At 72.3% G+C, this 25,040-nt stretch carries 23 protein-coding genes; 14 read left to right on the plus strand and 9 right to left on the minus strand.

Annotated elements, in window-relative coordinates:
• Nucleotides 1-4: 4 nt before the first annotated feature.
• Nucleotides 5-985, plus strand: coding sequence for a phosphotriesterase family protein (locus tag ACNAYW_RS02765; RefSeq protein WP_415848235.1), 981 nt, complete (start codon nucleotides 5-7; stop codon nucleotides 983-985).
• A gap of 6 nt (nucleotides 986-991) precedes the next feature.
• Complete coding sequence (locus ACNAYW_RS02770; protein ID WP_415848236.1) at nucleotides 992-2,509, plus strand: long-chain-fatty-acid--CoA ligase; 1,518 nt, start codon at nucleotides 992-994, stop codon at nucleotides 2,507-2,509.
• A 45-nt stretch (nucleotides 2,510-2,554) separates the two neighbouring features.
• On the opposite strand, the gene ACNAYW_RS02775 is transcribed toward ACNAYW_RS02770, so the two are convergent.
• Nucleotides 2,555-3,487: an alpha/beta fold hydrolase gene (locus tag ACNAYW_RS02775; RefSeq protein WP_415848237.1), complete on the minus strand. Its 933-nt coding sequence runs from the start codon at nucleotides 3,485-3,487 to the stop codon at nucleotides 2,555-2,557.
• 173 nt (nucleotides 3,488-3,660) lie between these two features.
• Between ACNAYW_RS02775 and ACNAYW_RS02780 the strand changes: the two genes are divergently transcribed.
• Genes ACNAYW_RS02780 through ACNAYW_RS02795 form a run of 4 tightly spaced genes read left to right on the plus strand, consistent with a single transcriptional unit; the run spans nucleotide 3,661 to nucleotide 10,646 of the window.
• Nucleotides 3,661-5,043, plus strand: a complete 1,383-nt coding sequence (locus tag ACNAYW_RS02780) for an MFS transporter (RefSeq protein WP_415848238.1) — start codon at nucleotides 3,661-3,663, stop codon at nucleotides 5,041-5,043.
• A 52-nt stretch (nucleotides 5,044-5,095) separates the two neighbouring features.
• The gene (locus ACNAYW_RS02785; protein ID WP_415848239.1) at nucleotides 5,096-5,710 is read left to right on the plus strand and encodes a TetR/AcrR family transcriptional regulator; all 615 of its coding nucleotides are present in this window, start codon (nucleotides 5,096-5,098) and stop codon (nucleotides 5,708-5,710) included.
• Between the two features lie 26 nt (nucleotides 5,711-5,736).
• Nucleotides 5,737-7,470 (plus strand): AMP-binding protein, encoded by a 1,734-nt coding sequence (locus ACNAYW_RS02790; protein WP_415848240.1) that lies wholly within the window; start codon nucleotides 5,737-5,739, stop codon nucleotides 7,468-7,470.
• Entirely contained in the window at nucleotides 7,467-10,646 is a 3,180-nt protein-coding gene (locus tag ACNAYW_RS02795) for an acetyl-CoA carboxylase family protein (protein WP_415848241.1), read from the plus strand. Before ACNAYW_RS02790 ends, ACNAYW_RS02795 begins: the two co-directional genes overlap by 4 nt.
• Before the next feature lie 49 nt (nucleotides 10,647-10,695).
• Here the strand turns inward: ACNAYW_RS02795 and ACNAYW_RS02800 are convergent, their stop codons facing one another.
• The 3 genes from ACNAYW_RS02800 to ACNAYW_RS02810 all read right to left on the minus strand — a co-directional run bounded on the left by ACNAYW_RS02800 (nucleotide 10,696) and on the right by ACNAYW_RS02810 (nucleotide 12,947).
• Nucleotides 10,696-11,124: a DUF6069 family protein gene (locus ACNAYW_RS02800; RefSeq protein ID WP_415848242.1), complete on the minus strand. Its 429-nt coding sequence runs from the start codon at nucleotides 11,122-11,124 to the stop codon at nucleotides 10,696-10,698.
• A gap of 69 nt (nucleotides 11,125-11,193) precedes the next feature.
• A complete protein-coding gene (locus ACNAYW_RS02805; RefSeq protein ID WP_415848243.1) occupies nucleotides 11,194-11,832 on the minus strand; it encodes a response regulator in 639 nt (212 codons plus the stop codon).
• The gene (locus ACNAYW_RS02810; RefSeq protein ID WP_415848244.1) at nucleotides 11,829-12,947 is read right to left on the minus strand and encodes a sensor histidine kinase; all 1,119 of its coding nucleotides are present in this window, start codon (nucleotides 12,945-12,947) and stop codon (nucleotides 11,829-11,831) included. Before ACNAYW_RS02810 ends, ACNAYW_RS02805 begins: the two co-directional genes overlap by 4 nt.
• 108 nt (nucleotides 12,948-13,055) lie before the next feature.
• Between ACNAYW_RS02810 and ACNAYW_RS02815 the strand changes: the two genes are divergently transcribed.
• The gene (locus tag ACNAYW_RS02815) at nucleotides 13,056-13,613 is read left to right on the plus strand and encodes a hypothetical protein (RefSeq protein ID WP_415848245.1); all 558 of its coding nucleotides are present in this window, start codon (nucleotides 13,056-13,058) and stop codon (nucleotides 13,611-13,613) included.
• Between the two features lie 194 nt (nucleotides 13,614-13,807).
• Here the strand turns inward: ACNAYW_RS02815 and ACNAYW_RS02820 are convergent, their stop codons facing one another.
• Nucleotides 13,808-15,235, minus strand: coding sequence for an RNA polymerase sigma factor (locus ACNAYW_RS02820; RefSeq protein ID WP_415848512.1), 1,428 nt, complete (start codon nucleotides 15,233-15,235; stop codon nucleotides 13,808-13,810).
• 263 nt (nucleotides 15,236-15,498) lie between these two features.
• Nucleotides 15,499-16,242, minus strand: coding sequence for a polyphosphate--glucose phosphotransferase (gene ppgK, locus ACNAYW_RS02825; protein WP_415848246.1), 744 nt, complete (start codon nucleotides 16,240-16,242; stop codon nucleotides 15,499-15,501).
• A 96-nt stretch (nucleotides 16,243-16,338) separates the two neighbouring features.
• Between ppgK and ACNAYW_RS02830 the strand changes: the two genes are divergently transcribed.
• Nucleotides 16,339-17,202, plus strand: coding sequence for an inositol monophosphatase family protein (locus ACNAYW_RS02830; RefSeq protein WP_415848247.1), 864 nt, complete (start codon nucleotides 16,339-16,341; stop codon nucleotides 17,200-17,202).
• A 42-nt stretch (nucleotides 17,203-17,244) separates the two neighbouring features.
• Here ACNAYW_RS02830 and cei read toward each other — a convergent pair whose 3' ends face one another.
• Nucleotides 17,245-17,979, minus strand: a complete 735-nt coding sequence (cei, locus tag ACNAYW_RS02835) for an envelope integrity protein Cei (RefSeq protein WP_415848248.1) — start codon at nucleotides 17,977-17,979, stop codon at nucleotides 17,245-17,247.
• A 265-nt stretch (nucleotides 17,980-18,244) separates the two neighbouring features.
• Here cei and ACNAYW_RS02840 point away from each other — a divergent pair, with 265 nt between their 5' ends.
• Nucleotides 18,245-18,544 (plus strand): DUF4193 domain-containing protein, encoded by a 300-nt coding sequence (locus ACNAYW_RS02840; protein WP_068525100.1) that lies wholly within the window; start codon nucleotides 18,245-18,247, stop codon nucleotides 18,542-18,544.
• Between the two features lie 29 nt (nucleotides 18,545-18,573).
• Here ACNAYW_RS02840 and ACNAYW_RS02845 read toward each other — a convergent pair whose 3' ends face one another.
• Nucleotides 18,574-19,065, minus strand: a complete 492-nt coding sequence (locus ACNAYW_RS02845) for a DUF3093 domain-containing protein (protein ID WP_415848249.1) — start codon at nucleotides 19,063-19,065, stop codon at nucleotides 18,574-18,576.
• 23 nt (nucleotides 19,066-19,088) lie between these two features.
• Here ACNAYW_RS02845 and dut point away from each other — a divergent pair, with 23 nt between their 5' ends.
• A complete protein-coding gene (gene dut, locus ACNAYW_RS02850; RefSeq protein ID WP_415848250.1) occupies nucleotides 19,089-19,550 on the plus strand; it encodes a dUTP diphosphatase in 462 nt (153 codons plus the stop codon).
• Nucleotides 19,551-19,584: 34 nt separating this feature from the next.
• Nucleotides 19,585-20,406 (plus strand): DUF3710 domain-containing protein, encoded by an 822-nt coding sequence (locus ACNAYW_RS02855; RefSeq protein ID WP_415848251.1) that lies wholly within the window; start codon nucleotides 19,585-19,587, stop codon nucleotides 20,404-20,406.
• Here ACNAYW_RS02855 and ACNAYW_RS02860 read toward each other — a convergent pair.
• Nucleotides 20,390-21,088, minus strand: coding sequence for an alpha/beta fold hydrolase (locus ACNAYW_RS02860; RefSeq protein WP_415848252.1), 699 nt, complete (start codon nucleotides 21,086-21,088; stop codon nucleotides 20,390-20,392). The genes ACNAYW_RS02855 and ACNAYW_RS02860 overlap by 17 nt on opposite strands.
• Before the next feature lie 75 nt (nucleotides 21,089-21,163).
• On the opposite strand from ACNAYW_RS02860, the gene ACNAYW_RS02865 reads away from it, so the two are divergent.
• The 3 genes from ACNAYW_RS02865 to dxs are packed head-to-tail and all read left to right on the plus strand — an operon-like array spanning nucleotide 21,164 to nucleotide 25,017.
• Entirely contained in the window at nucleotides 21,164-21,856 is a 693-nt protein-coding gene (locus ACNAYW_RS02865; protein WP_415848253.1) for a DUF3159 domain-containing protein, read from the plus strand.
• The gene (locus ACNAYW_RS02870) at nucleotides 21,840-23,042 is read left to right on the plus strand and encodes a class I SAM-dependent RNA methyltransferase (protein WP_415848254.1); all 1,203 of its coding nucleotides are present in this window, start codon (nucleotides 21,840-21,842) and stop codon (nucleotides 23,040-23,042) included. The genes ACNAYW_RS02865 and ACNAYW_RS02870 overlap by 17 nt, the downstream gene beginning before the upstream one ends.
• A gap of 40 nt (nucleotides 23,043-23,082) precedes the next feature.
• A complete protein-coding gene (dxs, locus tag ACNAYW_RS02875; RefSeq protein ID WP_415848255.1) occupies nucleotides 23,083-25,017 on the plus strand; it encodes a 1-deoxy-D-xylulose-5-phosphate synthase in 1,935 nt (644 codons plus the stop codon).
• Nucleotides 25,018-25,040: the final 23 nt, after the last annotated feature.

The raw sequence follows: 25,040 nt of genomic DNA on the forward strand, positions 1-25,040 counted from the left end.
AATCATGGGAGTCGTCCACACCGTCACCGGAGACGTCGACGCCGCCGACCTCGGCGTCACCCTCATGCACGAACACGTCTTCGTGCTCACCCCGGACATCCAGCAGAACTATCCGGAGGACTTCGGCGACGAGGATGCCCGCGTGGACGACGCCGTCGCGCAGCTGCAGAAGGCGTACGACGCCGGGGTGCGCACCATCGTCGACCCCACGGTGGTCGGCCTCGGCCGCTACCTCCCGCGCATCCAGCGGATCGCCGAGCGCACCCCGGTGCGGATCGTCGCGGCGACGGGCGTCTACACCTACCGCGACGTGCCGCGCTACTTCATGTACCGCGGCCCCGCGCTCACGGCGATGACCGGCATCGATTTCCCGGATCCCATGGTGGACATGTTCGTCCGCGACATCACCGAGGGCATCGGCGAGACCGGGGTGAAGGCGGGCATGCTCAAGTGCGCGATCGACCACCACGGGCTCACCGACGGCGTGGAGCGGGTGATGCGGGCGGTCGCGAAGGCGCACAACGCCACCGGCGTGCCGATCACCGTGCACACGCACCCGGGGTCCGAGACCGGCCTGGTGGTGAAGCGGGTGATGTGCGACGAGGAGGGCGTGGACCCGAGTCGGATCGTGCTGGGGCACAGCGGCGATTCCACCGACGTCGAGCACCTGTCGGCCCTCGCCGACGCCGGCTTCACGTTGGGCTTCGACCGGTTCGGCATCAATCTCGAGACCACGTTCGAGGCGCGCAACGAGACGCTCATCGAGATGGTGCGGCGCGGGTACGCCGAGAAGATCGTGCTGTCCCAGGACGCCTCCTGCTACATCGACTGGATCGACCCGAACGTCAAGGCGGGCATGCTCCAGTGGCATTACACGCACGTCTTCGACGACGTCTTCCCGTACGTGCTCGACCGCGGTGTCACCCAGGAACATATCGACACCATGCTGGTCGACGTGCCGCGGCGCGTCCTGGCGGGGGAGTGAGGCGGCGTGTCCTTCAACCTGGCGACGATGCTGCGCGAGTCGGCGACGACCGCGCCCGACGCGCATGCCCTGTTCTTCGGCGACCGCGAGATCAGCTACCGGGAGGTCGACGAGCAGTCCGGGCGGCTCGCCGCCTCGCTGCTCGCCCGCGGCCTCGTCCCCGGCGACAAGGTCGCCGTCCAGCTGCCCAACCTTCCGGAGTTCGTGCTCGCGTATTTCGGGATCCTCAAGGCGGGCCTGACGATGGTGCCGCTCAACCCGCTGTTCACCGCGCCGGAGATCGCCTACCACCTCGGCGACAGCGACGCGAAGCTGCTCGTGGCCTCCGACTTCTCCGCCGAGGCCGCGCTCGCCGGTGCGGACGAGGCGGGCGTGCGCGACGTGGTGGTGGTCTCGCTCGGCGCCCCGACCCCGTCGGGTGCGGCGCCGTTCGCCGACCTGCTCGCCGAGGCGGACACCGGGGAGATCCACCCGACGAGCTCCGACGACACCGCCGTCCTGCTCTACACCTCGGGGACCACCGGGCGGCCGAAGGGGGCCGAGCTCACCCACTTCGAGCTCTACATGAACTGCACCGTCGCGCCGCAGTTGTTCGGGATGCGCGACGACGACGTCGCTCTCGGTGCCCTGCCGCTGTTCCACGTCTTCGGCCTGTCCAGCGTGCTCAACGCCGCGGTCCGCTACGGCGGTTCCGTGGCGCTGGTGCCCCGGTTCGAGGCGGAGGCCGTCGTCGACGTCATCGCGCGCCGCCGGGTCACGGTGCTCTCCGGCGTGCCCACGATGTACGTGGCGCTCCTCGGCGTCGAGCTCGCCGGCCGCGACGTCTCCAGCCTGCGGGCCGCCGTCTCCGGCGGCGCGTCGATCCCCGGCGGCGTGATCCGGGCGTTCGAGGAGAAGTTCCCGGGCCTGGCGATCCTCGAGGGCTACGGCCTCTCGGAGACCGCCTCGACCGCCACCTTCAACATCAGCGCCGAGCAGCGCAAGGTCCTCTCGATCGGCAAGCCCATCTGGGGCGTGCAGATGCGGGCCGTCGACCTCGACGGTGCCGAGCTCCCGCCGGGGGAGGAGAACATCGGCGAGATCGTGGTCCGCGGTCACAACGTGATGAAGGGCTACTACAAGCGGCCCGAGGCCACCGCCGAGGCGCTGCGCAACGGGTGGCTGCACACGGGGGACCTGGGCTACCGCGACGAGGACGGCTACTTCTTCATCGTCGACCGGCTCAAGGACCTCGTGATCCGCGGCGGGTACAACGTGTACCCGCGCGAGGTCGAGGAGGTGCTCTACGCCCACCCCGAGGTCGTCGAGGCCGCCGTCGTGGGCCGCCCCGACGATCGGTTGGGGGAGGAGGTCGTCGCCTTCGTCGTGCTGCGACCGGGCGCGAGCGCCGACGCCGCCGCGCTCACCGAGTTCAGCCGGGAGCGCCTCGCCGCGTACAAGTACCCGCGCGAGATCCACCTGCTCGCCGAGCTGCCCAAGGGCGGCACCGGCAAGATCCTCAAGCGCGAGCTGCGCGCGCGGTGACCGGCCGGGCGTGCGCCCCGGCGATGGTCGCCGCCGGGGCCGCGCTCATGCTGTGATCCGGTCGACGAAAGCGAGGAGCTCGGCGGTCACGTCGTCGCGGGTCTCGGGCTCGTTGTGCACCTCGTGCCGCACGCCGGGGTAGACGCGCGTCCGGACGTCCGCGTGTCCGGACGCGACGAGGGCGTTCGCCACGTGGTAGGCGCCCTCGCCGTAGTTGGTGACCGGATCCTGGTCGCCCGCGAGGATCAGCACCGGCGTCTGCGGTCGGAGGGCGCCGTAGAAGGCATCGCCGTTCGCCGCGTCGTACAGGTCGATGAAGCCGCGCAGGAACCGGGCCGAGAGCGGGGCGCCGAAGTTGTTGAACGGGTCGCCCGCATGGTCGCGCACCACATCCGGGTCCCGCGCCACCCAGTCGGTGGGGCCGGCACCGTCGCCGAACCGGGAGACGAAGCCGTCGAACAGCTCCGCGACGTAGTGCGCGGGCGCGGGGCCCGCCTGATCGGGCTCGGCGGCGAGTGCGGCGCGGTCGACCACACCGTCGATCCCGGCGATCTGCGCCGCGATTCCGCACAGCACCAGGCCGTCGATCCCGTCCGGCTGCGCCGTGGCGAGCCCGCGGGCGATCATCGAGCCCATCGAGTGCCCGAAGGCGATGTAGGGCAGGCCCGGGTGCAGGTCCCGGACCGTCGCGCGGAGCGTGGCGGCGTCGGCGACGAGCACGTGGGCGGCGTCCTCGCCCGCGTCGCCCCACACGCCCGAGCCCATCGCCGTCGCCCCGTGTCCCGCGTGGTCCTCCGCGGCCACCACGACGCCGGCGTCGAGGAGCGCGGTGATCAGGCGCAGATACCGGCGCGAGTGCTCCCCGAGGCCGTGGATCAGCTGAACGATCGCGCGGGGCTCCCGGACGGGTGAGTAGATCCAGGCGCGGACGGTGTCGCGGCCGTTGGCGGACGGGAAATCGGGTTCGAGGAGTGCCATGTGCCCTTTGTACGTGATGGGCGCCGTGACCGACGCCGAACGGTCCGAAGCCGTGGAAACCTTCTCCCAGCTGCGTAAGCAAACGCTTAGCAATTTCGCGGAATCGGTTGACATCAACGTCAACGTCAAGCATTCTCTGTGTCGGGGATCACAACTCATCCGAAGGGCTATCCATGACACAGACCCACGAGCCCGGTGCCGTCGCACCGGTGAAGAAGTCGCACGGCAAACTCCTCACGGCCGGGCTGATCAGCAGCTCGATCGAGTGGTACGACTTCTTCATCTACGGCACCGCCGCCGCGTTGGTGTTCGACAAGGTCTTCTTCCCGAACCTGTCGCCGCTGATGGGGACGCTGATGGCCTTCGCGACCTTCTCGGTCGGCTTCATCGCCCGGCCGCTCGGCGGCATCCTCGCCGGGCACTTCGGCGACAAGATCGGCCGCAAGCCGATGCTGATCTGGTGCCTCACCGCGATGGGCCTGGCCACCTTCCTCATCGGCTGCCTGCCCACCGCGGGCGCGATCGGCTCGCTGGCGCCCATCCTGCTCGTGTCCCTGCGCTTCGTGCAGGGCCTCGCGTGCGGGGGCCAGTGGGGCGGCGTGGTGCTGCTGCTCACGGAGTCCGCGGGCCCCAAGAAGCGGGGCTTCGCCGGGACCTTCGGCCAGATGGGCGTGCCCCTGGGGCTGCTGCTGGGCAACGTGATGATGATCCTGATGAACACCGTCCTCGACGACGCCGCGTTCCTCAGCTGGGGCTGGCGCGTGCCCTTCTGGGCCAGCGCCGTGCTGGTGCCCGTGGTGATGTACATCCACAAGAAGATCGAGGACTCGCCCGAGTTCCTCGCCCTGCAGCAGGAGGTCGCCGCCAAGAACGCCGGCAAGGAGGCGATCGCCGCCGCGCCGCTCTCCGAGGCGATCCGCAAGCACTGGGTCAAGATCCTGCTCGGCGCGGGCCTGCTCGCCGGAACGAACTCGGCGTTCTACGTCTCGATCGCCGGCTTCGTGAGCTACGGCAGCAAGAAGCCCTCCGCCGGAGGTCTGGGCATGAGCAGCAACTCCATCCTGATGTGCGTGCTGGCCACCTCCGTCGTGATGCCGGTCGTGATCATGATCGCCGGAGCGATCTCGGACCGCGTCGGCCGCCGGCCGTTGATCCTGATCGGCGGCGCCGTGCTCATCGCCTGGGCGTTCCCGTTCTTCTGGCTCGCGGAGACCACCAACATCGGGCTCCTGCTGGTCGCGATGTTCGTCTCCAGCTTCGGCCAGGCCCTGACCTACGGGCCGCTGGCCGCGTTCATGGCGGAACTGTTCGAGCCGCGGATCCGCTACTCGGGCGCCTCGCTGGCGTACCAGCTCGCGGCGGTCGCCGTCTCGGGCGTGGCCCCGCTGATCATGACCGCCATCATCGCGGAGACCCAGTCCAGTACGTTCGTCTCGGTCTACCTCGCTGCGATGGGCCTGGTGACCTTCGCCAGTGCCTACTTCCTCAAGGAGACGAACGGCAGGGCGGTGCGCGAGGATCCGAACGCGGTGCCCGGCGTCCCCGCGTCGGTGTGAGCCGGCGCCGGCGTCCTTGAAGGTCCGAGCGGAGCCGAGCAGACTCGTGAGCGTGACGATCAGCGAATCGCAGGAACGGGCCCGCGCGACCCGCAAGGACGCCGGCGGCGCCCGCCGGGAGGAACTGCTCCGGGCGGCGGCCGAGTGCTTCGACGATCTCGGCTACGCGGCGACGACGGTGGAACTCATCGCCGCCCGCGCGCAGACCTCCCGGCCCACGTTCTACGCCTACTTCCGCTCGAAGGACGAGATCCTCCTCGCCCTCGTCGACCGGATCGGCACGGAGCTGGAGGCCACACAGATGCTCGACGGCATCGAGACCGACGAGCCGCGCGAGGTCATCGCCGCGACCATGCGGGCGTACGCCGACGCGGTCTTCGCGAACGGCGGCCTCGTGGCCCTGTTCGACGCGATGGCGCCGGTGCGCGACGACGTCGCGGAGGTCTGGGACCGCACCACCCGGCGCACGCACCGCCGCTACACCGCCTACCTCGAATCCCTCGATCCCGGCACCGTCGACCTGTGCCTGCCGCCGGCGGTCCTGGTCACCATCCTCAACGACACCATCCATCACGGCGCGAAGCGCGTGGCGCGCGACAGCCCCGCCGCGCGCGAGCGCTTCGTCGCGGATCAGATCCGCGTCGCCGAACGCCTGATCGGCTTCTGACGGAGCCGACGCACCGAAGGAGCTCCATGACCGACCGCACCACCGGCCCCGCCGCAGCGCTCGACGCCGCCGCCGACGAGATCCGCGCGCTGCGCCTGCGGAACTGGCCGGAGCAGGTGCCGCGGACCGTCGAGTACCCGGCCGGGACGCCCGCGATGGTCGAGCACCTCCGGCACTGGGCCCGGCATCGGCCGGAGACGGTCGCCATCGCCTTCCACGGCCGCGAGGTCACCTACGCCGAGTACGACGAACTCTCCGATCGATTCGCGGGCCTGCTCGCGGACCTTGGCGTGCGCCCGGGCGACGCGGTCGGCGTGTACCTCGGCAACTGCCCGCAGTTCGCCATCGCGATGCTCGGCATCCTCAAGCTCGGCGCCGTCCACGTCCCGGTCAACCCGCTGCTCAAGGGGCGCGAACTGCAGCACGAGCTCGACGACGCCGGCGTCGGGGTGCTGCTGGCGCAGACCGATCTGCTGGACCTGGTGGAGTCGGTGCGCGCCGAGACGCCCGTGCACACCGTGCTCGCGACCGCCCTCGGCGACCTCCTCGCCGGGACTGCGCCGCTCGCGGATGCCGTGCCGCCCTTCGACACCGCGTCCGATCCGCGCAGCGACTGGCACCGCGTGGCCGCGGCCCGGCCCGCCCCGGCGCGGGATTCCGACCCGGACGCACTCGCCGCGCTCAACTACACCGGCGGCACCACCGGCCTGCCCAAGGGCTGCGAACACACCCAGCGCCACATGGCGTACACCGCCGCGACGGCGACGCTCGCGGGCGGCACCGAGGTGGGGGAGAGCAGCCCCGTCGGCCTGAACTTCCTTCCCGTCTTCTGGATCGCCGGTGAGGATTTCGGGATCCTCAAACCGTTGCTCAACGGCCAGACGGTCGTGCTGATGACCCGCTGGGACCCGGCCGCCGCGGCCGCGCTCATCGCCCGCTACGCGGTGACCGACGTGGTCGCCACGGTCGACAACTACGTCGAGCTCATGGAGCTGCCAGGGTTCGACGGCGCCGCCTTCCGCAGCGTGGTCAACCCGCTGGCCGTCTCCTTCGTGCTGAAGCTGACCCCGGAACTGCGCGCCCGCTGGCGCGCGCTCACCGGCGGTGTCCTCCGTGAGGCCTCCTACGGCATGACCGAGACGCACACCGCCGACACCTTCACCCTGGGCTTCCAGGACGACGACCGCGACCTCACCGCCGATCCCGTCTTCTGCGGACTCCCCGTGCCCGGCACCGACATCCTCGTCGTCGACGCCGCGGGCGCGCCGGTCCCCGTCGGCGCCACCGGCGAGATCGTGGTGCGCAGCGAATCGATCCTCACCGGCTACCACCGCCGGCCCGACGCCACGGCGGAGGCGGTCTGCCACGGCTGGCTGCACACCGGCGACGTCGGCATGATCGACGACTGGGGCGCCGTGCACTACCTCGCTCGGACCAAGGAGATGATCAAGGTGAACGGCATGTCGGTCTTCCCGTCCGAGGTGGAGGCGCTGCTGAAGGACCACCCGGCGATCGGATCGGTCTCGGTGGTGCCGCGGCCGGACTCGCGCAAGGGGCAGGTGCCGCTCGCCTTCGTCGTCTCGGCGGGCCCCGTCGACGTCGCGGAGTTGACCGCGTGGGCGCGAGAGAACATGGCGGGCTACAAGGTGCCCGACTTCGTCGTCGTCGACGCGCTGCCGATGACGGCGACGGGCAAGGTGCGCAAGGGCGTGCTGTTCGAGCGGGCCGCGCAGATCGCGGCCGAGGGGGAGTCGAAGTGAAGCTGCTCATCGCCAACCGCGGCGAGATCGCGCTGCGGATCATCCGTACGGCACGGGAACTCGGCATCCCGACGGTGGCCGTCTACGCCGCGGACGACGCCGACACGCCGCACGTCGCCGCGGCCGACGACGCCGTCGCACTCCCGGGTTCCGGGCCCGCCGCCTACCTGGACCGCGCGGCGGTCGTCGCCGCCGCGACGAGCACCGGCGCCGACGCCGTGCACCCCGGCTACGGCTTCCTCGCGGAGAACGCCGATTTCGCCACCGATTGCGCGGCGGCGGCCCTCGTGTTCGTCGGGCCCGATCCCGAGGTCCTGCGCACCTTCGGCGACAAGGCGGCCGCCCGCGCCGCGGCCGTCGCCGCCGGCGTCCCGGTGCCCGCCGCGACGGACGGCGGCGTCGATTTCGCGACGGTGCGCGCCTTCGCCGCCGGCCGCCCGGCCGGCGTGATGATCAAGGCCGTCGCGGGCGGCGGGGGCCGCGGCATGCGCGCCGTGGCCCCCGGCCCCCGGTTCGACGAGGAGCTCGAATCCGCCTATCGGGCCTGCGTCTCCGAGGCCGAGCTGGGCTTCGGCGACGGCCGGGTGTTCGCCGAGGAACTCCAGACCGGCGCCCGGCACATCGAGATCCAGGTCGTCGGAGACGGCACCGCCGCCGTCGCGCTCGGCGACCGTGACTGCAGCGTTCAGCGCCGCAACCAGAAGCTCGTCGAGATCGCCCCCGCGCCGGCGCTGGACGACGACCTGCGCGCCGCGCTGCACGGCCACGCCGCCAGGCTGTGCGCCGCCGCCGGCTACCGCGGGCTCGCGACCGTCGAGTTCCTGGTCCGCGACTCGGGCGCCGTGTTCCTCGAGGTCAATCCCCGGATCCAGGTGGAGCACACCGTGACCGAGGAGGTGACGGGCGTCGACCTGGTGGCCGCGCAGCTGGCCATCGCCGAGGGCGCGCCCCTGGACACCCTCGGCCTGCCGCCCGCGGTCGGCTGCCGCGGCGGGGCCGTCACGGGGTCGCCCGCCGCGGCCCACGGGACCGCCCTGCAGGCCCGCGTCAACCTCGAGCTGCCGCAGCGTGACGGCACCGTCCTCCCCGCCGCCGGCACCCTCGCCGGGTACACGCCGCCGACCGGCCCCGGCGTCCGGGTCGACGACTACGGCCGCCCCGGCCTGACCACGTCCGCGCGGTACGACTCCCTGCTCGCGAAGGTGATCGTGCGGGCCGCCACCCCGGCGCGCGCCTACGCGAAGGCCGACGCGGCGCTGGGGGAGTTCGTGATCGACGGCCCCGGCACCAACCTCGCGCTGCTGCGCGCCGTCCTCGCCGACCCCGAATTCCGTTCGGGCCCCGTCGACACCGGGTACCTCGCGCGGCGGATCGGCGACCTCGTGCCCGCGACCGGGACCACCGCGCCCGCCGCCGCCGACGTCGACGTCGACGGCGATGTGCTCGTCGCGACGCTGACCGGCACCGTCGTCGCCGTCGCGGAGCCCGGCGCCGCGGCCGAGCCGGGCACCGCCCTCGTCGTGCTCGAAGCGATGAAGATGGAGCACGAGCAGGTCCTGACCGTGCCCGTCACCGTCGGCGACGTGCTCGTGACGCCCGGGCGGACCGTCACCGCGGGCACCCCGCTGCTGACCTACCTCCCAGCGAACGGCACGGAGCCGGGCGCTGCAGCCGGGGAGGCCGAGGACCTCGACCGCCCTCGGGGCGATCTCGACGAGGTGCGCGAGCGGCACCGGGTGACGCTCGACGAGGGCCGGCCCGACGCCGTGGCCAAGCGGCGGAAGATCGGCCGGCGCACCGCCCGTGAGAACATCGACGACCTCGTGGACGCGGGCAGCTTCACCGAGTACGGTGCGCTGCTCCTGCCCGCGCAGCGGGCCCGCCGCTCCGAGGAGGAACTCATCGCGACGGGCGCGGCGGACGGGCTCATCGGCGGGCTCGCGACGATCGACGGCGCCGAGGCGATGGTGATCTCGTACGACTACACGGTGCTCGCCGGCACCCAGGGGTGGCGCAACCACGCCAAGACCGACCGGCTCATCGACGTGGCCCAGCGCCGGGGCGTGCCCATCGTGCTGTTCGCGGAGGGCGGCGGGGGCCGCCCCGGCGACACGGACCTCGACATCGTCGCGGGGCTCGACGTGCCCACCTTCCGGTCGCTCGGCGCGCTGCGCGGGCGGGTGCCGCTCATCGCGGTCGTCTCGGGCCGCTGCTTCGCGGGCAACGCGGCGCTCGCGGGGATCTGCGACGTCGTCATCGCGACCCCGGACGCCAACCTCGGGATGGGCGGCCCGGCCATGATCTCCGGTGGCGGCCTCGGCGAATACCCGCCCGAGGCCATCGGGCCCGTGGAGGTGCAGCGCCGCAACGGGGTCGTGCACGTCGTCGCCGACGACGAGGCCGACGCCGTCGACCGCGCGCGCCGGTACCTCGGCTACTTCGCGGGCCCCGTCGATGCGTGGACCGCGCCGGACCCGCGGCGCGCCCGCCACGTGGTGCCGGAGAACCGGTTGCGCGCCTACGACGTCCGCACCGCGATCGCCGCGATCGTCGATGAGGACTCGACGCTGGAGCTGCGCCGCGACTACGGCGTGGGCGTCATCACCGCGCTGGTGCGGGTCGAGGGCGAGCCCTACGCGCTCATCGCCAACAGCACCCGCCACCTGGGCGGCGCGATCGACGCGGAGGCCGCGGACAAGCTCGCGGACTTCCTCGAACTCGCGCAGGCGCACGGGCTCCCGGTGATCTCGCTGTGCGACACGCCGGGCTTCATGGTCGGTCCCGAGGCGGAGGAGCAGGCCACCGTGCGACGGTTCTCGCGTCTGTTCGTGCTCGGCGCGCGGCTCACGGTGCCGCTCGGGGTGATCGTGCTGCGCAAGGGATACGGGCTCGGCGCCATGGCGATGACCGGCGGCAGCTTCCACGCCCCGCAGTTCACCGTCGCCTGGCCCACCGGCGAGATCGGCGGCATGGGGCTGGAGGGTGCGGTGCGGCTCGGGTTCAGCAAGGAGCTCGCCGCGGCGCCCGACGAGGCGGCCCGGGCTGAGCTCTTCGACCAGCTGTTGGCACTGGCGTACCAGCGTGGCCGAGCACTGCACGCCGCCACCACCTTCGAGCTGGACGACGTGATCGACCCCGCCGCCACCCGGGACTGGATCCGTACCCTCACCCGGTGAGGGGGTGAGGGTACGGATCCTCTGCCGACGGCCGCACCGGCCGCCGGGGTCAGCGCACGCGGCGGAACAGGGCCTCCAGGGCGGCGACCAGCACCACGGCGATCACCACGTGCATCAGCGAGAGCATCACGGTGGACGGGCCGTCGAAATCGGCGGCCAGCGTGCCGGCGATGGTGCCCAGCGCCGCCGCGGCGCCGATCACGGCGGCGACCCGCAGGATCGGGGCCCACAGCTTCGAGAGCAGCACGGCGGCGGTCATGCCCACGGCGAGCGGCGCGACCGTCATGAGGACGACGCCGCCGGGGGCCACCGAGGCGCGGACGCCGGCCTCGTCGGACATGGTGAAGTCGCCGCCCGCGACGAGGCCGACGAGCCACAGGGCGAGGTTGACGAGCAGGGACAGCCCGACGGCGCCGAGGACGGCGGTCGTGCGGGTCAGGCGGAAGGTCGACGGGGCGGCGGTGTCGATGGCGGTCATGATCTCTCCTCGTGTCGTTTTCTGGAACGGATCCATCAGACAACCCGAAGTATTGTTGAGGTCAAGGGGTCAGTTCAAACCGGATTGTGCGGCGACGACCGCGGCCTGCACTCGTGACTGCACCCCGAGCTTCATCAGCACCCGGGAGACGTGGGTCTTCACCGTCGCCTCCCCGATGTCGAGGCGCCGCGCGATCTGCTGGTTCGACAGCCCCTCGCCCAGCCCCGCGAGAACGTCGCGCTCCCGGTCCGTCAGCCCGCTGAGATCCACCGCGGCCGGCTCGGCGCCGGGCCGGGGGATCGCCGCGATCACCGCGCGGGTGACCTTCGGGTCGAGCACGGCGTCGCCCGCGGCGACCGCCAGGACGGCGCGGATCAGTTCGTCGCCCCCGGCGGATTTGAGCAGGAAGCCGCTGGCCCCGGCGCTGAGCGCGCCCAGCACGTACTCATCGAGGTCGAAGGTCGTCAGCACCAGCACCGCGCTGTCGGTCTCGGCCACCACCGACGCCGTCGCCGCGAGGCCGTCGACCCGCGGCATGCGCACGTCCATGACGACCACGTCCGGCTTGAGGGCCCGCGCCTGGCGCAGGGCGGCGGCGCCGTCGGCAGCCTCGCCGACGACCCGCACCTCCCCGGTGGACTCGAGCAGCAGCCGCAGGCCGGCCCGGATCGCCGCGTGATCGTCCGCGAGGACGACGGTGGCGGTCACCGCGCCACCTCCATCGGGATCGTCGCCCGGACCACCCAGGAGCCCTCGTGCGTGCCGGCGGTCGCCGAGCCTCCGATGGATTCCGCGCGAAAGGCGATGTTGCGCAGGCCGTCCCCGGATCCCTTCGTCCAGCCCGCGCGGGGCAGGGCATTGGTGGCGGTCATGGTCAGGGCCTCCCGGTCGGCGTCGACGGCGACCTCCAGCTCGGCGCCGGGGGCGTGTTTGGTGGCGTTCGTGATGACCTCTCCGAGGATCCGCGTCAGCGCGGCCTCGGCGGCCGTGGGCAGCGGACCGTCGGGAAGGTCGAGCCGGACGGTCACGCCCGCGGCCCCCGCGGTCTCGATGAGCGGCTCCAGCGATTCCAGGGTCGTGCGCACGGCGGCGTCGTCGGGCGAGGTGAGTAGGTTGATCGTCGCGCGCATCTCCTCGAGGGCGGCGAGGCTCCCGGACCGGATCGACTGCAGCACCGCCGGATTCTCGGGCGTGCGCTGTGCGGCGTCGGCGAGGATCGCGACCGCGGACAGGTGCCCGGCGACGGTGTCGTGCAACTCCCGCGCGAGGCGGCGCCGCTCGTCCGCGAGCGCGGTCGCGCGCCGGGCCTCGCTCTCGTCCCGTTCCAGTTCCGCGAGCCTGCGGTAGGCGAGGACCGCGCGGCCGTACCCGATCGGCGACCAGAGGACGGCGACCAGCACGAGGACCATGTAGATGCCGCCCTTGACCCCGCCGAGGGTGGCCGCTCCGACGCCGAGCACGAGCGTCAGGCCCAGCACCGTCCACGAGACCACGTCGCGCAGGCGATCGGAGCCGGTGGCCACCGCGAGGTAGATGACGTCCGAGAAGGCGATCCACAGGACCACCGACGGGCCGAACGGGAAGTCCCAGGCCGCGAGAGCGAACATGAGCGCGAACGCGAGCGCGGGGCGGTGTCGCGCGAGGAGTTGGACGGCGAGCGCGCCGCAGAGGAGCCCGAACTTCACCTGCCAGGGATAGAAGTCCTCCGCCTCGCCGCGCACCGACCAGCCGCCGGCGGCCCACAACAGCGCTCCGACGACGGTGATGCCGATCGCGGGGACCGCGGCGTACTCCGACGTCCACGACCGACCGAGCGACTTCATGCGCCCATTGCAGCACATCGCGGAGGGCGGCGGGTCCGCCGAACGGGGGACGTGTCGCTCGCCGGGGGAGGGATGGCAGCGGGTACGTGGGCGGGCAGAGTGCGCGGTATGGGAGAGCTGAACAATCCGGTGCTGTGGACGATCGCGGCGTGCGAGATCGGATTCTGGGTGCTCGTCGTCGGCGGGCTGGCGATGCGGTACATCCTGCGCTGGAGACGGGCGGGCATGGTGTCGCTCGCTCTGGTCCCGCTGCTGGACGTGGTGCTCATCGTGGCCGTCGCGATCGACCTGTACCGCGGCGGAGAGGTCGGCTTCGCGCACCGGCTCGCGGGCATCTACCTCGGGTGCACCGTCATGTTCGGGCACCGGATGATCGCCTGGGCGGACGAGCGCTTCGCGCACCGCTTCGCCGGCGGGCCCGCACCCCGGACGGTGCCGAAGCTCGGGCCCGAACGCACGCGGAAGGAGTGGTCGGACTTCTACCGCTGGCTCGGGGCGGTCGCGATCGCCGGTGCGGTCTCCCTGGGGCTGGGGTACACCGTGGCCGACGACACGCAGCGCGAGGCGCTCCTCGGTGTGTTCGGGACGCTCGGCGTGATCACGGTGATCTGGCTGGTCACCGGCCCGCTGTGGGTCGCGGGACGCGGCGGGACGGCCGAGCGATGAGGCCACGCCCGCGTCGGCGGTGCACGGTCCCCTCCCGCGGGAGGTCTTCGCAGAGGCGGGGGTTGCAACCCACTATCGGGTGAGAAGTCCCCGCGGGAGCCGAGCGCGACGCGAGGGCGCCGCGGTCGATCGCGGAGACGCGGAACGGCCCGACGGGAACTGCGGGTTCCCCTCGGGCCGTTCCGGTGAATCGCCTAGTCCAGGTAGTCGCGCAGGACCTGGCTGCGCGACGGGTGGCGCAGCTTGCTCATCGTCTTCGATTCGATCTGGCGGATGCGCTCACGCGTCACGCCGTAGACCTGACCGATCTCGTCCAACGTGCGCGGCTGGCCGTCGGTGAGCCCGAAGCGCAGGCGGACCACGCCGGCCTCGCGCTCGGACAGCGTGTCGAGGACCGACTGGAGCTGGTCCTGCAACAGCGTGAACGACACCGCGTCGACCGCGACGACGGCCTCCGAGTCCTCGATGAAGTCGCCGAGCTGGCTGTCGCCCTCGTCGCCGATGGTCTGGTCGAGCGAGATCGGCTCACGCGCGTACTGCTGGATCTCCAGCACCTTCTCGGGCGTGATGTCCATCTCCTTGGCCAGCTCCTCCGGAGTGGGCTCGCGGCCCAGGTCCTGGAGCAGCTCGCGCTGGATGCGGCCGAGCTTGTTGATGACCTCCACCATGTGCACGGGGATGCGGATGGTGCGGGCCTGGTCGGCCATGGCGCGGGTGATGGCCTGCCGGATCCACCAGGTGGCGTACGTCGAGAACTTGTAGCCCTTGGTGTAGTCGAACTTCTCGACGGCGCGGATCAGGCCGAGGTTGCCCTCCTGGATCAGGTCGAGGAAGGCCATGCCGCGGCCGGTGTAGCGCTTGGCGAGCGAGACCACGAGGCGCAGGTTCGCCTCCAGCAGGTGGTTCTTCGCGCGGTTGCCGTCGCGGGCGATCCAGTTCATGTCGCGCCGGATGCCGATCGCGGGCTTCTCGCCGCGCTCGAGCCAGCGGTTGATCTGCTGCTCGGCGAACAGGCCGGCCTCGATCCGCTTGGCGAGCTCGACCTCCTCCTCGGCGTTGAGGAGCGCGACCTTGCCGATCTGCTTGAGGTAGGCACGCACCGAGTCCGCGGAGGCGGTCAGTTCGGCGTCCTTGCGGGCCTGGCGCAGCGCCTCGGACTCCTCCTCGTCCCACACGAAATCGCCGGAGGCCTTGTCCTGCTCGGACGGCTCCTCGTCCTCCGCGTCCGCCGGGGCGGGCTTGGTGACGGCGCTCTTACCCTTCGGCTCGGCGGCGTCCTCGGCGTCGTCGGCGTCGGTGTCGATCGCGACGTCCTCGTCCGAGAGCTCGGTGGGATCGGGATCGCCGTCGAGCTCGGGATCGACCTCGTCCTCGGCACCGCTCTCGGCGCCGGCCGCCGAGGCGTCCTTCTTGCCCGCGGCCTTCTTCGCCGTGCGCTTGACCGGGCCGGCGGCCTTCTTCGCGGCCGCCTTCTTCGCCGGTGCCTTCTTGGCGGGCGCGGCCTTCTTCGCGGCCGCCTTCTTGGCGGGGGCCGCCTTCTTGGCCGGTGCCTTCTTCGCGGGAGCCTTCTTGGCGGTGGTCTTCTTGGCGGGGGTCTCCGCCGAGGTGGCCGAACCGTCCACGCCGCCTGCCGACGGTGCGCTGGAGCTGGTCTGCGTCGCTGCCACGTACGCCCTTTCCTACTGTGCCTGCGTGCGCCGGAATCACATCCCGGGCGCGACAACAGCACCGGTCCCGGGCCGTGCTCGGCGTCGGTGGTGGCTGAGGCGTCCGGGGGCGAGGGGGTCCGGCGTCTGTTCCGGCGTTTCGACGCCGGCACCCCATTGTAACGATTCGGTCGCTCTGCCTGCATTCACCTGCGGTCAAAGCGCCCGAACCGGGCGGATCAGGCGCTTTGCGATGCCATCGCCGCGCCCACGATCCCCGCGGTGTTCAGCAGCTTCGCCGGAATCACCGGCGTCGTCACGTCGAGGAGCGGCACCCACTTCTCGGCCTTGCGGCTCACGCCGCCGCCCACGATGATGAGGTCCGGCCAGAGCAGCTTCTCGTACTCCTGGAAGACGCGGCTCACCTCCTTCGACCACCGCTCGTAACTCCACTCCTTGCGCTCCTTGACCGAGCTCGCCGCCCGGTGCTCGGCCTCCTTGCCGTCCACCTCGATGTGCCCGAACTCGGTGTTGGGCACCAGGGTCCCGCGGTGGATGAGGGCCGAGCCGATGCCCGTGCCCAGCGTCAGGAGCAGGATGACGCCGTCGAAATCGCGTCCCGCGCCGTACCGGTCCTCGGCCAGACCCGCAGCGTCCGCGTCGTTGAGCACCGTGACGGGCCGGTCCAGTGTGGACGTGAAGAGCTTGTCGGCGTCGGTGCCGATCCAGCCCGCATCGATGTTCGCGGCGCTGCGCACCGTGCCGTTCGTCACCACGGCCGGCACGGTGACGCCGACCGGGCCCTTCCAGTCGAAGTGCTCGATCACCTCGCGGACGATCTCTGCGCACGCCTCGGGCGTCGACGGCTGTGGTGTGAGCAGCTTGTAGCGCTCGCCGACCAGCTCGCCGGTCTCCATGTCGACGACACCGCCCTTGATGCCGCTGCCGCCGATGTCGACGCCGAACCCCATTTTCTCCGCCATTACCTGCTCCGCATTCCTCGAGTGCCGGACGGTGGTCCTCCGCCCGGGTGCCCCCGGCGCTGACAAAGTACCGCGGATTGTGGTTCTGTGGTGGACGTGCAACCGAACCGGTGGGAGTTGTCCGAGATCGCGGTCACGGTCGCCGCGGAAGCCGCGCAGCGCGTCGCGGCGCGCCGGGCGGAGGTCTTCGGCGCCAATGCATTCGACGGTGCCGACGGGACGCGCCCGGAAGGCGTGACGACGAAGTCGACGCCGACCGATCCGGTCACCGTCGTCGACACCGAGACCGAGCGGTTCGTGCGCGAGCGGCTCGCCGGGCTGCGGCCCGACGACACCGTGCTCGGCGAGGAGTTCGGCGGCGAGCAGGGGGAGCCCGGCGGCGTGCAGTGGGTCGTCGACCCGATCGACGGCACCGTCAACTTCCTCTACGGCGTGCCCGCGTACGCGGTCTCCGTCGGTGCGCGGGTCGACGGGGTGTCCGTGGCCGGCGCGGTCGCCGACGTCGTGCACGGAACGGTCTACGCCGCGGCGCGCGGCGGCGGCGCGCGCGAGATCGCCCCGGACGGCTCCGTCCGCGATCTCCGCGCCAACCCGATCACGGACCCCGCGCTGGCCCTCGTCGCCACCGGCTTCGGCTACGCCCGCGAGCGTCGGGAGAAGCAGGGCCGCGTGCTCGCGCAGCTGCTGCCCGCGGTGCGCGACGTGCGGCGCATCGGCTCCGCGGCGCTCGACCTGTGCATGGTGGCCGCCGGCCGCGCCGACGCGCACTACGAGCACGGACTGAGCCCGTGGGACTGGGCCGCCGGCTCGCTCATCGCGGAGGAGGCGGGCGCCGTCGTCATCGTTCCGGCCGCCGACTCCACCAGCGCGGACGGCGCTCTGACGCTCGCGGCCGCGCCCGGCATCGCCGACGACGTGATCGCCCTGCTCCGGGCGGCCGGAGGCCTGGACGCGCTGTGACTCGCGCCGGCCCGGCCCTGTCGGCGGCGGACCCGGTTCGGCTCAGCGGTTGCAGGACTGGCTGTGCACCGCGGACACGAGGGCGGGATTCGCCCCGCCGTCGGCCGCCCCGGCGGGCGCTGCCCGGAGGATGCGGAGGATTTCCTGCGCATCGGTGCTGGGCTCGAGGTCGGTGAAGAAGGTGCCCAGCACCAGGTCGACCCCGTTGTCGCGCCGCCCGTCGTTGATGAGTTCGGCGCACGGCGCGATGATCCACGCCGCCGCGGCTGCGGCCCTACCGGAATCGCCGAATCGGAGCTGCGCCTGGCAGGCCATCTCGGGGTAGACGGGGTCGTTGCCGTACGCGCCGGTGGTGGGGGCGCCGAAGCCGTAGTCGGCGAGCTTGTTCAGCGTGGTCTCCGCACGGCCCGCCTGACCGGAGGCGTTGAGCACGCGCACCGTCGAGGCCGCGAGCGGTGCGGGCCGCACCGAGACGAGGTCGTCGGGGGAGACGACCTCGAACTGTCCGGACGTCGGCGCGGGAGCCGGAGCGGTGCCTCCCGCGCGGGCGGCGGCGCCGGTCGTCGTCGCGGTCGCCGAGGCCGACGGGGCCGGCGGCGGAGGACACGAGACGGGGGCGGCGGTCTCCTCCTGCGAGGACATGGCTCGGGCCCAGGTCGCGATGGCGACCACGGCGAGGACGGCGATCACGATGAGGATGGGCAGCGTGTTGCGACGCCGGAACGGTTCACCGTTCCGATCGAATCGCCGGCCCGCGCCGGTGAGCTGGGAAACCACGGCCCCGACTGTACGGGAGAACGTCGCCGCGGCCGGGGAGGCGCCGCGGCGCCGTCGCGGGAATCCTTCCGCCGTCGCGGGAATCATCTGGGCTCACCGTGCGTTGGAGGGGCAACGAGCGGTGGAATCGGTATCCGTCAGGGAAAGTCCGTGACATCCGATTTCTAGTGCGCTACACTCTGGCCGCTCGCGCGGGACACAACGCGCCCGGCGGCCTCGGAAACCCCGAGGCCCGGGGCACGAGCAAGGATGGGGATGACACGGCATGGCAACTGATTACGACGCTCCACGGCGGTCCGAGGCGGACGAGATCTCGGAGGATTCGCTCGAGGAGCTCAAGGCCCGTCGCAACGAGGGCCAGTCCGGCACGGTGGACGTGGACGAGGGCGAGACCGCCGAGTCCTTCGAGCTCCCCGGTGCCGACCTGTCGGGCGAGGAGCTGAGCGTCCGCGTGGTGCCCAAGCAGGCTGACGAGTTCACCTGTACCAGCTGCTTCCTGGTGTACCACCGCAGCCGGCTCGCCGATCCGGACGGCACCGAGCTGATCTGCATCGACTGCGCCTGACGCGCCCCTTCTCCGCGGCGGCCCGCTCGTCAACCGAGCGTGGTCGCGGCGGGGATCAGCGCGAGCATCTTCTCCGGGTGCCGCGTGGAGATCATCCAGTACGGCGTGGGATCGTCGGGGTCGTCGAGGACCACGACGATCATCGTCTTGATCCAGCCCTTGTGATAGACGAACGCCGCGGGATCGAGCTGGCGGCCCAGGGCCGCGCTCTTCGCCTCCGCCGGCACCGCCGCGGCACGGGAGATCAGCTGGAGCGGCAGGTGGGCGTTGCCCGCCCACAGTTCACCGTCGCGCACCGCGACGCTGCCGCGCCCCATCGACCAGAGCAGGACCGCGATCACCACGACGATCAGCACGAACGCGCCGATCATCCAGTCGCCCCAGTTCGCGGCGAGCGTCACCTCGAAGCAGAGCAGGCCCGCCACGACCGCTCCCGCGAGCCACCAGTACCACGGCACCGAGAGCCGCTCGACGTAACCGTTCCCCGGCCGCGAGGTCTTCACTGTTCGATCGTCCGACACGGCTTCAGCGTAGTCTGCATCCCATGGTGAGCCAGATACCCCTACTGCGGCTCGACGAGGGCCTCCCACTCCCCAAGCGCGCACATCCCGGCGACGCGGGCGTGGACCTGTACTCGACGATCGACGTGCGGATCGAACCCGGCACCCGCACCCTCGTCGGCACCGGCGTGGCGATCGCGCTGCCGCACGGCACCGTCGGCCTGATCCACCCCCGGTCCGGCCTTGCCGCGAAACACGGTCTCACCGTGGTCAATACGCCCGGCACCATCGACGCCGGCTATCGCGGCGAGATCAAGGTCTGCCTGCTCAACACCGATCGCGAGACTGCCGTCGACATCAAGCGCGGCGACCGCATCGCGCAGCTGCTCGTGCAGCGCGTGGAGTTGCCCGACTTCAAGGAGGTCTCGTTCCTCGACGAGACCGTGCGCGGCGCCGGCGGCTACGGCTCGTCGGGCGGGCACGCCAGCCTCGAGACCTCCCACTGACCTCCCGTACCCGAACAACCAAGGAGCACCGTTCATGGCCCTCGGCCGCCGCAAGTCCAAGCAGCGCAGCACCGCGAGCGTCGACCCGTACGCCACGATCGGGCAGCCCGAGCATCACACGGTGCCGGAGCCCACGGACGACGACGAGGTGCAGGAGCTCGGCACCGGCGCTGGGCCGTACGATCTCAACTCCCTCGAGAGCACCGAGGGACTCGACGACGGCCGCCTCGACCTGGGGTCGATCATCCTGGCCATGCCGGCCGAATCGCAGCTGCAGGTCGAGATGAGCCCCGAGGGCGCTCCCGTGGGCGTGCACCTCGACACCCCGGTCGGCCGCATCACGCCGGGCGTCTTCGCCGCGCCCAAGTCGGGCGGGCAGTGGCGCGAGGTCGTGACCGAGCTGGCCGATTCGCTCCGCGAGAACGGCGCCCAGGTCGCGATCGAGGACGGCCACTGGGGCCGCGAGGTCGTGGGCACCCAGCCCGACGGCGTGCTGCGGTTCATCGGCGTTGACGGTCCGCGGTGGATGGTCCGGATCGTCGTGGCCGCCCCGCTCGAGAACGCCGATCAGGCCGCGCAGCTCGCGCGCGCCATGCTCGCGGAGACGGTGGTCCGGCGCGGCACCGACCCCCGGCCGGCGCGCGATCACCTCGAGATCGAGCTCCCCGCCGAATTGGTGCAGCAGCTGCAGCAGGCCATGGCCGAGCAGCAGGCCCAGCAGGAGCAGGCCGCCGCCGCGATCGCCGCGCAGGTCGCGCAGCGCGCCGCCGCGGACGGTCCGGCGGCCCTGCGGCAGAGCAATCAGGACCGCCTCACCCAGGGCTCCGCGCTCACGCGACTCAACAACCAGCAGTAAGCCCCTCGAGCCCCGCCCGGCCCAGCACGGCCGGGTCGGGGCCGAGGTCCGCGAGGTCGACGATCACCGTCGTGGCACCGGGGATCGCCGCGCCCCAGTCCCGCGCCGTGGCGACAGGGTGGATCAGGTCACCCGCGGCGCCGACGACGACGGTGCGCGCGGGCAGGCCACCGAGTTCGGTCTCCGTGGGGGCGGCGTATCCGGCGGCCTCCCGCAGAGCAGCGGCGAGGAAGTCGCCGTGGCCCGCCCAGGACCGGCTCAGCTCCCGCGCCAGCCACGGCGGGCTCCCGGCGCGCATCCGGGCGATCGCCTCCGCCGCGCCGACCTCGTCGACGGTGTCCGCGGTCACCCGGGCCGACATCGCCGCGGGCACCTCGGGCCCCGCCGCGCCGCTCCACGGCGGCAGGGTGAGCACCAGCGCGATGTCGGCCTCCGGGTTCTCCAGCGCCCAGCTCGCCGCGACGGCCGAGCCGAGGGAGACGCCGCACACGAGCACGGGGCCGTGGGCCGCCGCGGCGTCGAGCGCCGCGCGGTACCCCGCGACGACCGAGGGCGGCGCCGCGTCGACGGCGACGGTGCGCGCGCAGAGCGCCGTGAGCGGCGCGAACGCGCGGACCACGAAGTCGGCGTCCGAGCCCGAGCCCGGCAGCAGGACGGCGGTGGTGTCCGCGGGGAAGTGCATGGGCCGAGCATGCCAGGGGTTGCGCGCGGTACGACGTCGGGCTCGTGGGCCGCGCGGCCCACGTACTGTGTTCCTGTGACGGATGGTGCTGAGCAGGAGCCCGCGACGGCCGAGCAGGAGGCCCCCGAGCCCTCGATCAAGGATCAGGTGCTCGAGCAGATGGGCGGCTGGCAGGGGATGGTGTACTCCGCCCTGCCGGTGATGGCCTTCGTTCCCGCGAACGCGGTCTGGGGGCTCAAGGGCGGCGCGATCGCGGCGCTCGCCGTGGCGGCGCTCGTCGCGGTGATCCGCGTCGCGACCCGCACCTCGATCCAGCCCGCGATCTCCGGCTTCTTCGGCGTCGCGGTGTGCGTGGTGATCGCGATGATCGTGGGCGGCAACGGGAAGGGGTACTTCCTGTACGGCATCGTGATGCAGGCCGTCTTCGCCGTCGCGTTCGCGGTGTCGCTCGTCGTGCGGTGGCCGCTCGTCGGCGTGCTGTGGCACCTGTTCGACGAGCGGAAGAAGGGCGAGGCCGGCTCCGCTGCGCAGGATGCCGGCACCGACTGGCGCGCGGACCGGCGGCAGTACCGCGCGTTCGTGTGGCTGACCGTGCTGTGGATCGGCATGTTCGCCGTGCGGTTCGCCGTCCAGTTCGCGCTGTACCAGAACGACGACGTGGGCGGGCTCGGCGTCGCCCGGATCATCATGGGCTGGCCCATGTTCGCCGTCGGCCTGCTGATCACCTTCCTCGTGGCCAGGAGGGCGACGCATGCTCACGCCGAATGACCTGCTCGAGCTGACCTGCGGCGCACCGGGGCACGGCGGCTTCGTCATCGCGCGACACGAGGGGCGCGCCGTCTTCGTGCGCGGCGCGCTGCCCGGGGAGACGGTGCGCGCCCGGGTCACCGAGGTCAAGAAGTCCTACGCCCGCGCGAGCACCGTCGAGGTGCTCGAGGCCTCGCCGCACCGCGTGCCCGAGACCTGTGCCGCGGCCGCCGCGGGGGCGGGGTGCTGCGACCTGACCTTCGCCGGGCCCGCGTTCCAGCGCGCCATGAAGACGCAGGTCCTGCAGGATCTGCTGGTCCGCGTCGGCGGCTTCGATCCGGGCGCGTTCGAGCCCGTCGTCGAGCCCCTGTCCGACGCCCCGGTCGCGGGATGGCGGCACCGCGCCCGCCTCGTCGCCGACGGGGACGGCCGCCTCGGCCAGCACGCGCACCGCAGTCCGGACGTCGTCGTGGCGCCGTGCGTGCAGTTGCCGGTCGGGCTCATCGAGCTCGCGGGCGGCCTGCGGACCGAGCCCGGCGCCGAGGTCGCGCTCGTGCTCGACGACGCGGGCGCCGCGCACGCGGCCGTTCCCGCGCGCCGCGGCAGGTCCGCGCAGGTGCTCGCGGGCGAGGCGCTCGCCGAGTACCGCGTGGGTGGGCGCTCCTGGCGCATCCCCGTCGGGGGGTTCTGGCAGGCGCACCGCGACGCCGCGAGCCGCTACGCGCAGTGGGTGGGCGACTACGTCGCCCGGTACGGGGGAGGGCCCGGCCGGGCCTGGGACCTGTACGGCGGCGCGGGCGTCCTCGCCGGCGCCCTGGTCGACAGTGGCTTCACCGTCGACGTGGTGGAGACCTCCGGCGGTGCGATCGCGGCGGGCAGGCAGACCTTCGCGCACGAGCCCGTCTCCTTCCACCGCGGCGACGTGGCCGCGCGGTACAAGGGCCTGCCCGCGCCCGGCGTCGTGGTGCTGGACCCGCCGCGCACGGGTGCCGGGGCGGCGGTCATGGGCGCGATCACAGCGGCCGAGCCGGCGGCGATCGTGCACGTCGGCTGCGATCCGGCGGCCTTCGCCCGTGACCTGGGCGCGGCGTGCGAGAACGGCTACCGCGTGGCCGAACTGTCGGCCTGGGACGCCTTCCCGGGGACCCATCACCTCGAGGCCTTCGCGGTCCTGGTGTCGGGTCGCGAAGACCGGCGCGGCCGGTAAAGTGGCACAGGCACCTCTCACGGGAGTAGACACGAGGGATATGAACCTGCTGCGCACCATCGACACCCCACGCGACCTGCGTCGGCTGGATCAGGACCAGCTCACGGCGCTGGCCGGGGAGATCCGCGACTTCCTCGTGGAGAAGGTCTCGGCGACCGGCGGGCACCTCGGCCCCAATCTCGGCGTCGTGGAGCTCACGATGGCCATCCACCGGGTCTTCGACTCGCCGACGGACCCGGTGCTCTTCGACACGGGCCATCAGGCGTACGTGCACAAGATCCTCACGGGGCGCCGCGACGCCTTCGACACCCTCCGCCAGGCGGGCGGCCTGTCCGGGTACCCCTGCCGCGCCGAGTCGGAGCACGACTGGGTCGAGTCCTCGCACGCCTCGGCGGCCCTCAGTTACGCCGACGGCCTCGCGAAGGCCTTCGCACTCAAAGGCGAGCAGCGCACCGTCGTCGCCGTGGTCGGCGACGGCGCCCTCACCGGCGGCATGTGCTGGGAGGCCCTCAACAACATCGCGGCCTCGGACCGCCCGGTCGTCATCGTCGTCAACGACAACGGCCGCTCGTACGCGCCGACGATCGGCGGTCTCGCCACGCACCTGTCCGGCCTGCGCACCCAGCCCGAGTACGAGCGGCTCCTGGGCGAGGCGCGGCGACGGCTGCGGAACCTGCCCGTCGTCGGCGAGCCCGCGTACTCCGTGCTGCACGGGATGAAGGCCGGCATCAAGGACATGGTGAGCCCGCAAGCGCTGTTCGCGGACCTGGGTCTCAAGTACGTCGGCCCCATCGACGGGCATGACGAGCTGGCCCTCGAGGCGGCCCTCCGTCGCGCGAAGGACTTCGGTGGCCCGGTGGTGGTGCACGCCCTCACCCGCAAGGGCAACGGCTACGAGCACGCCGAGAACCACGAGGCCGACCAGATGCACGGCATCGGAGTGATCGACCCCGCCACCGGCCTCCCCGTCGGCGGCGCGGGCGGGGCCCGCGACTGGACCTCGGTGTTCGCGGAGGAGTTGGTCGCCCACGGCGAGCGGCGCGACGACGTGGTCGCCATCACCGGCGCCATGGCCGAGCCGACCGGCGTCGCCGACTTCGGCCGGAAGTTCCCGGACCGCATGTACGACGTGGGCATCGCCGAGCAGCACGCGCTCACCTCCGCCGCCGGGCTCGCGCTGGGCGGCATGCATCCCGTGGTCGCCCTGTACGCGACCTTCCTCAACCGCGCCTTCGACCAGTTGCTCATGGACGTCGCGCTGCTGGGGCAGGGCGTCACCGTGGTGCTGGACCGCTCCGGCGTCACCGGCCCCGACGGTGCCAGCCATCACGGCATGTGGGACCTCTCGCTGGCCGCGATCGTCCCCGGCCTGCGCGCGGCGGTGCCCCGCGACGCCGCTCGGCTGCGTGAGGAGTTCGCCGAGGCCCTCGACGTCGACGATGCGCCGACCCTCATTCGGTACGGCAAGGGCGCGGTACCCGCGGACCTCGAGGCCGTGCGCCGCCTGCCCGACGGTGCCGACGTCCTCGTCGAGGACGGTGCCGGCGGCGCCGACGTGCTCCTCGTCGCGGTCGGGGCCTTCGCCCACGTCGCCGTCGACGTGGCGTCCCGCCTGCGCGATCAGGGCATCTCCGCGACCGTGGTGGACCCGCGGTGGGTGCTCCCCGTGCCGGGCTCGATCGTCGACCTGGCGCGCAGCCACCACCTCGTGGTCACCCTCGAGGACAACGGCGTGGCCGGTGGGATCGGGGCGTCCGTGACCGCCGCGCTGCAACGGGCCGAGCTGGACGTGCCGACCCGCGTCCTCGGGATCGAGCAGAGCTTCCTCGATCACGCCTCCCGCGGCGAGATCCTGACCGACCTGGGGCTCACCCCGTCGGAGATCGCCTTCCGGATCACCGGCTGGGTCACCTCCTGCGCGCACGTGAGCGTGCCCGTCGAGAAGGCGCAGGCCACGCCGGAGCAGGTGCGTTGATCGCCTGAGCGGCGCGAGCCGCT

It is taken from the genome of Tsukamurella ocularis, from assembly GCF_965138335.1.
Classification (GTDB): Bacteria; Actinomycetota; Actinomycetes; order Mycobacteriales; family Mycobacteriaceae; genus Tsukamurella; species Tsukamurella ocularis_A.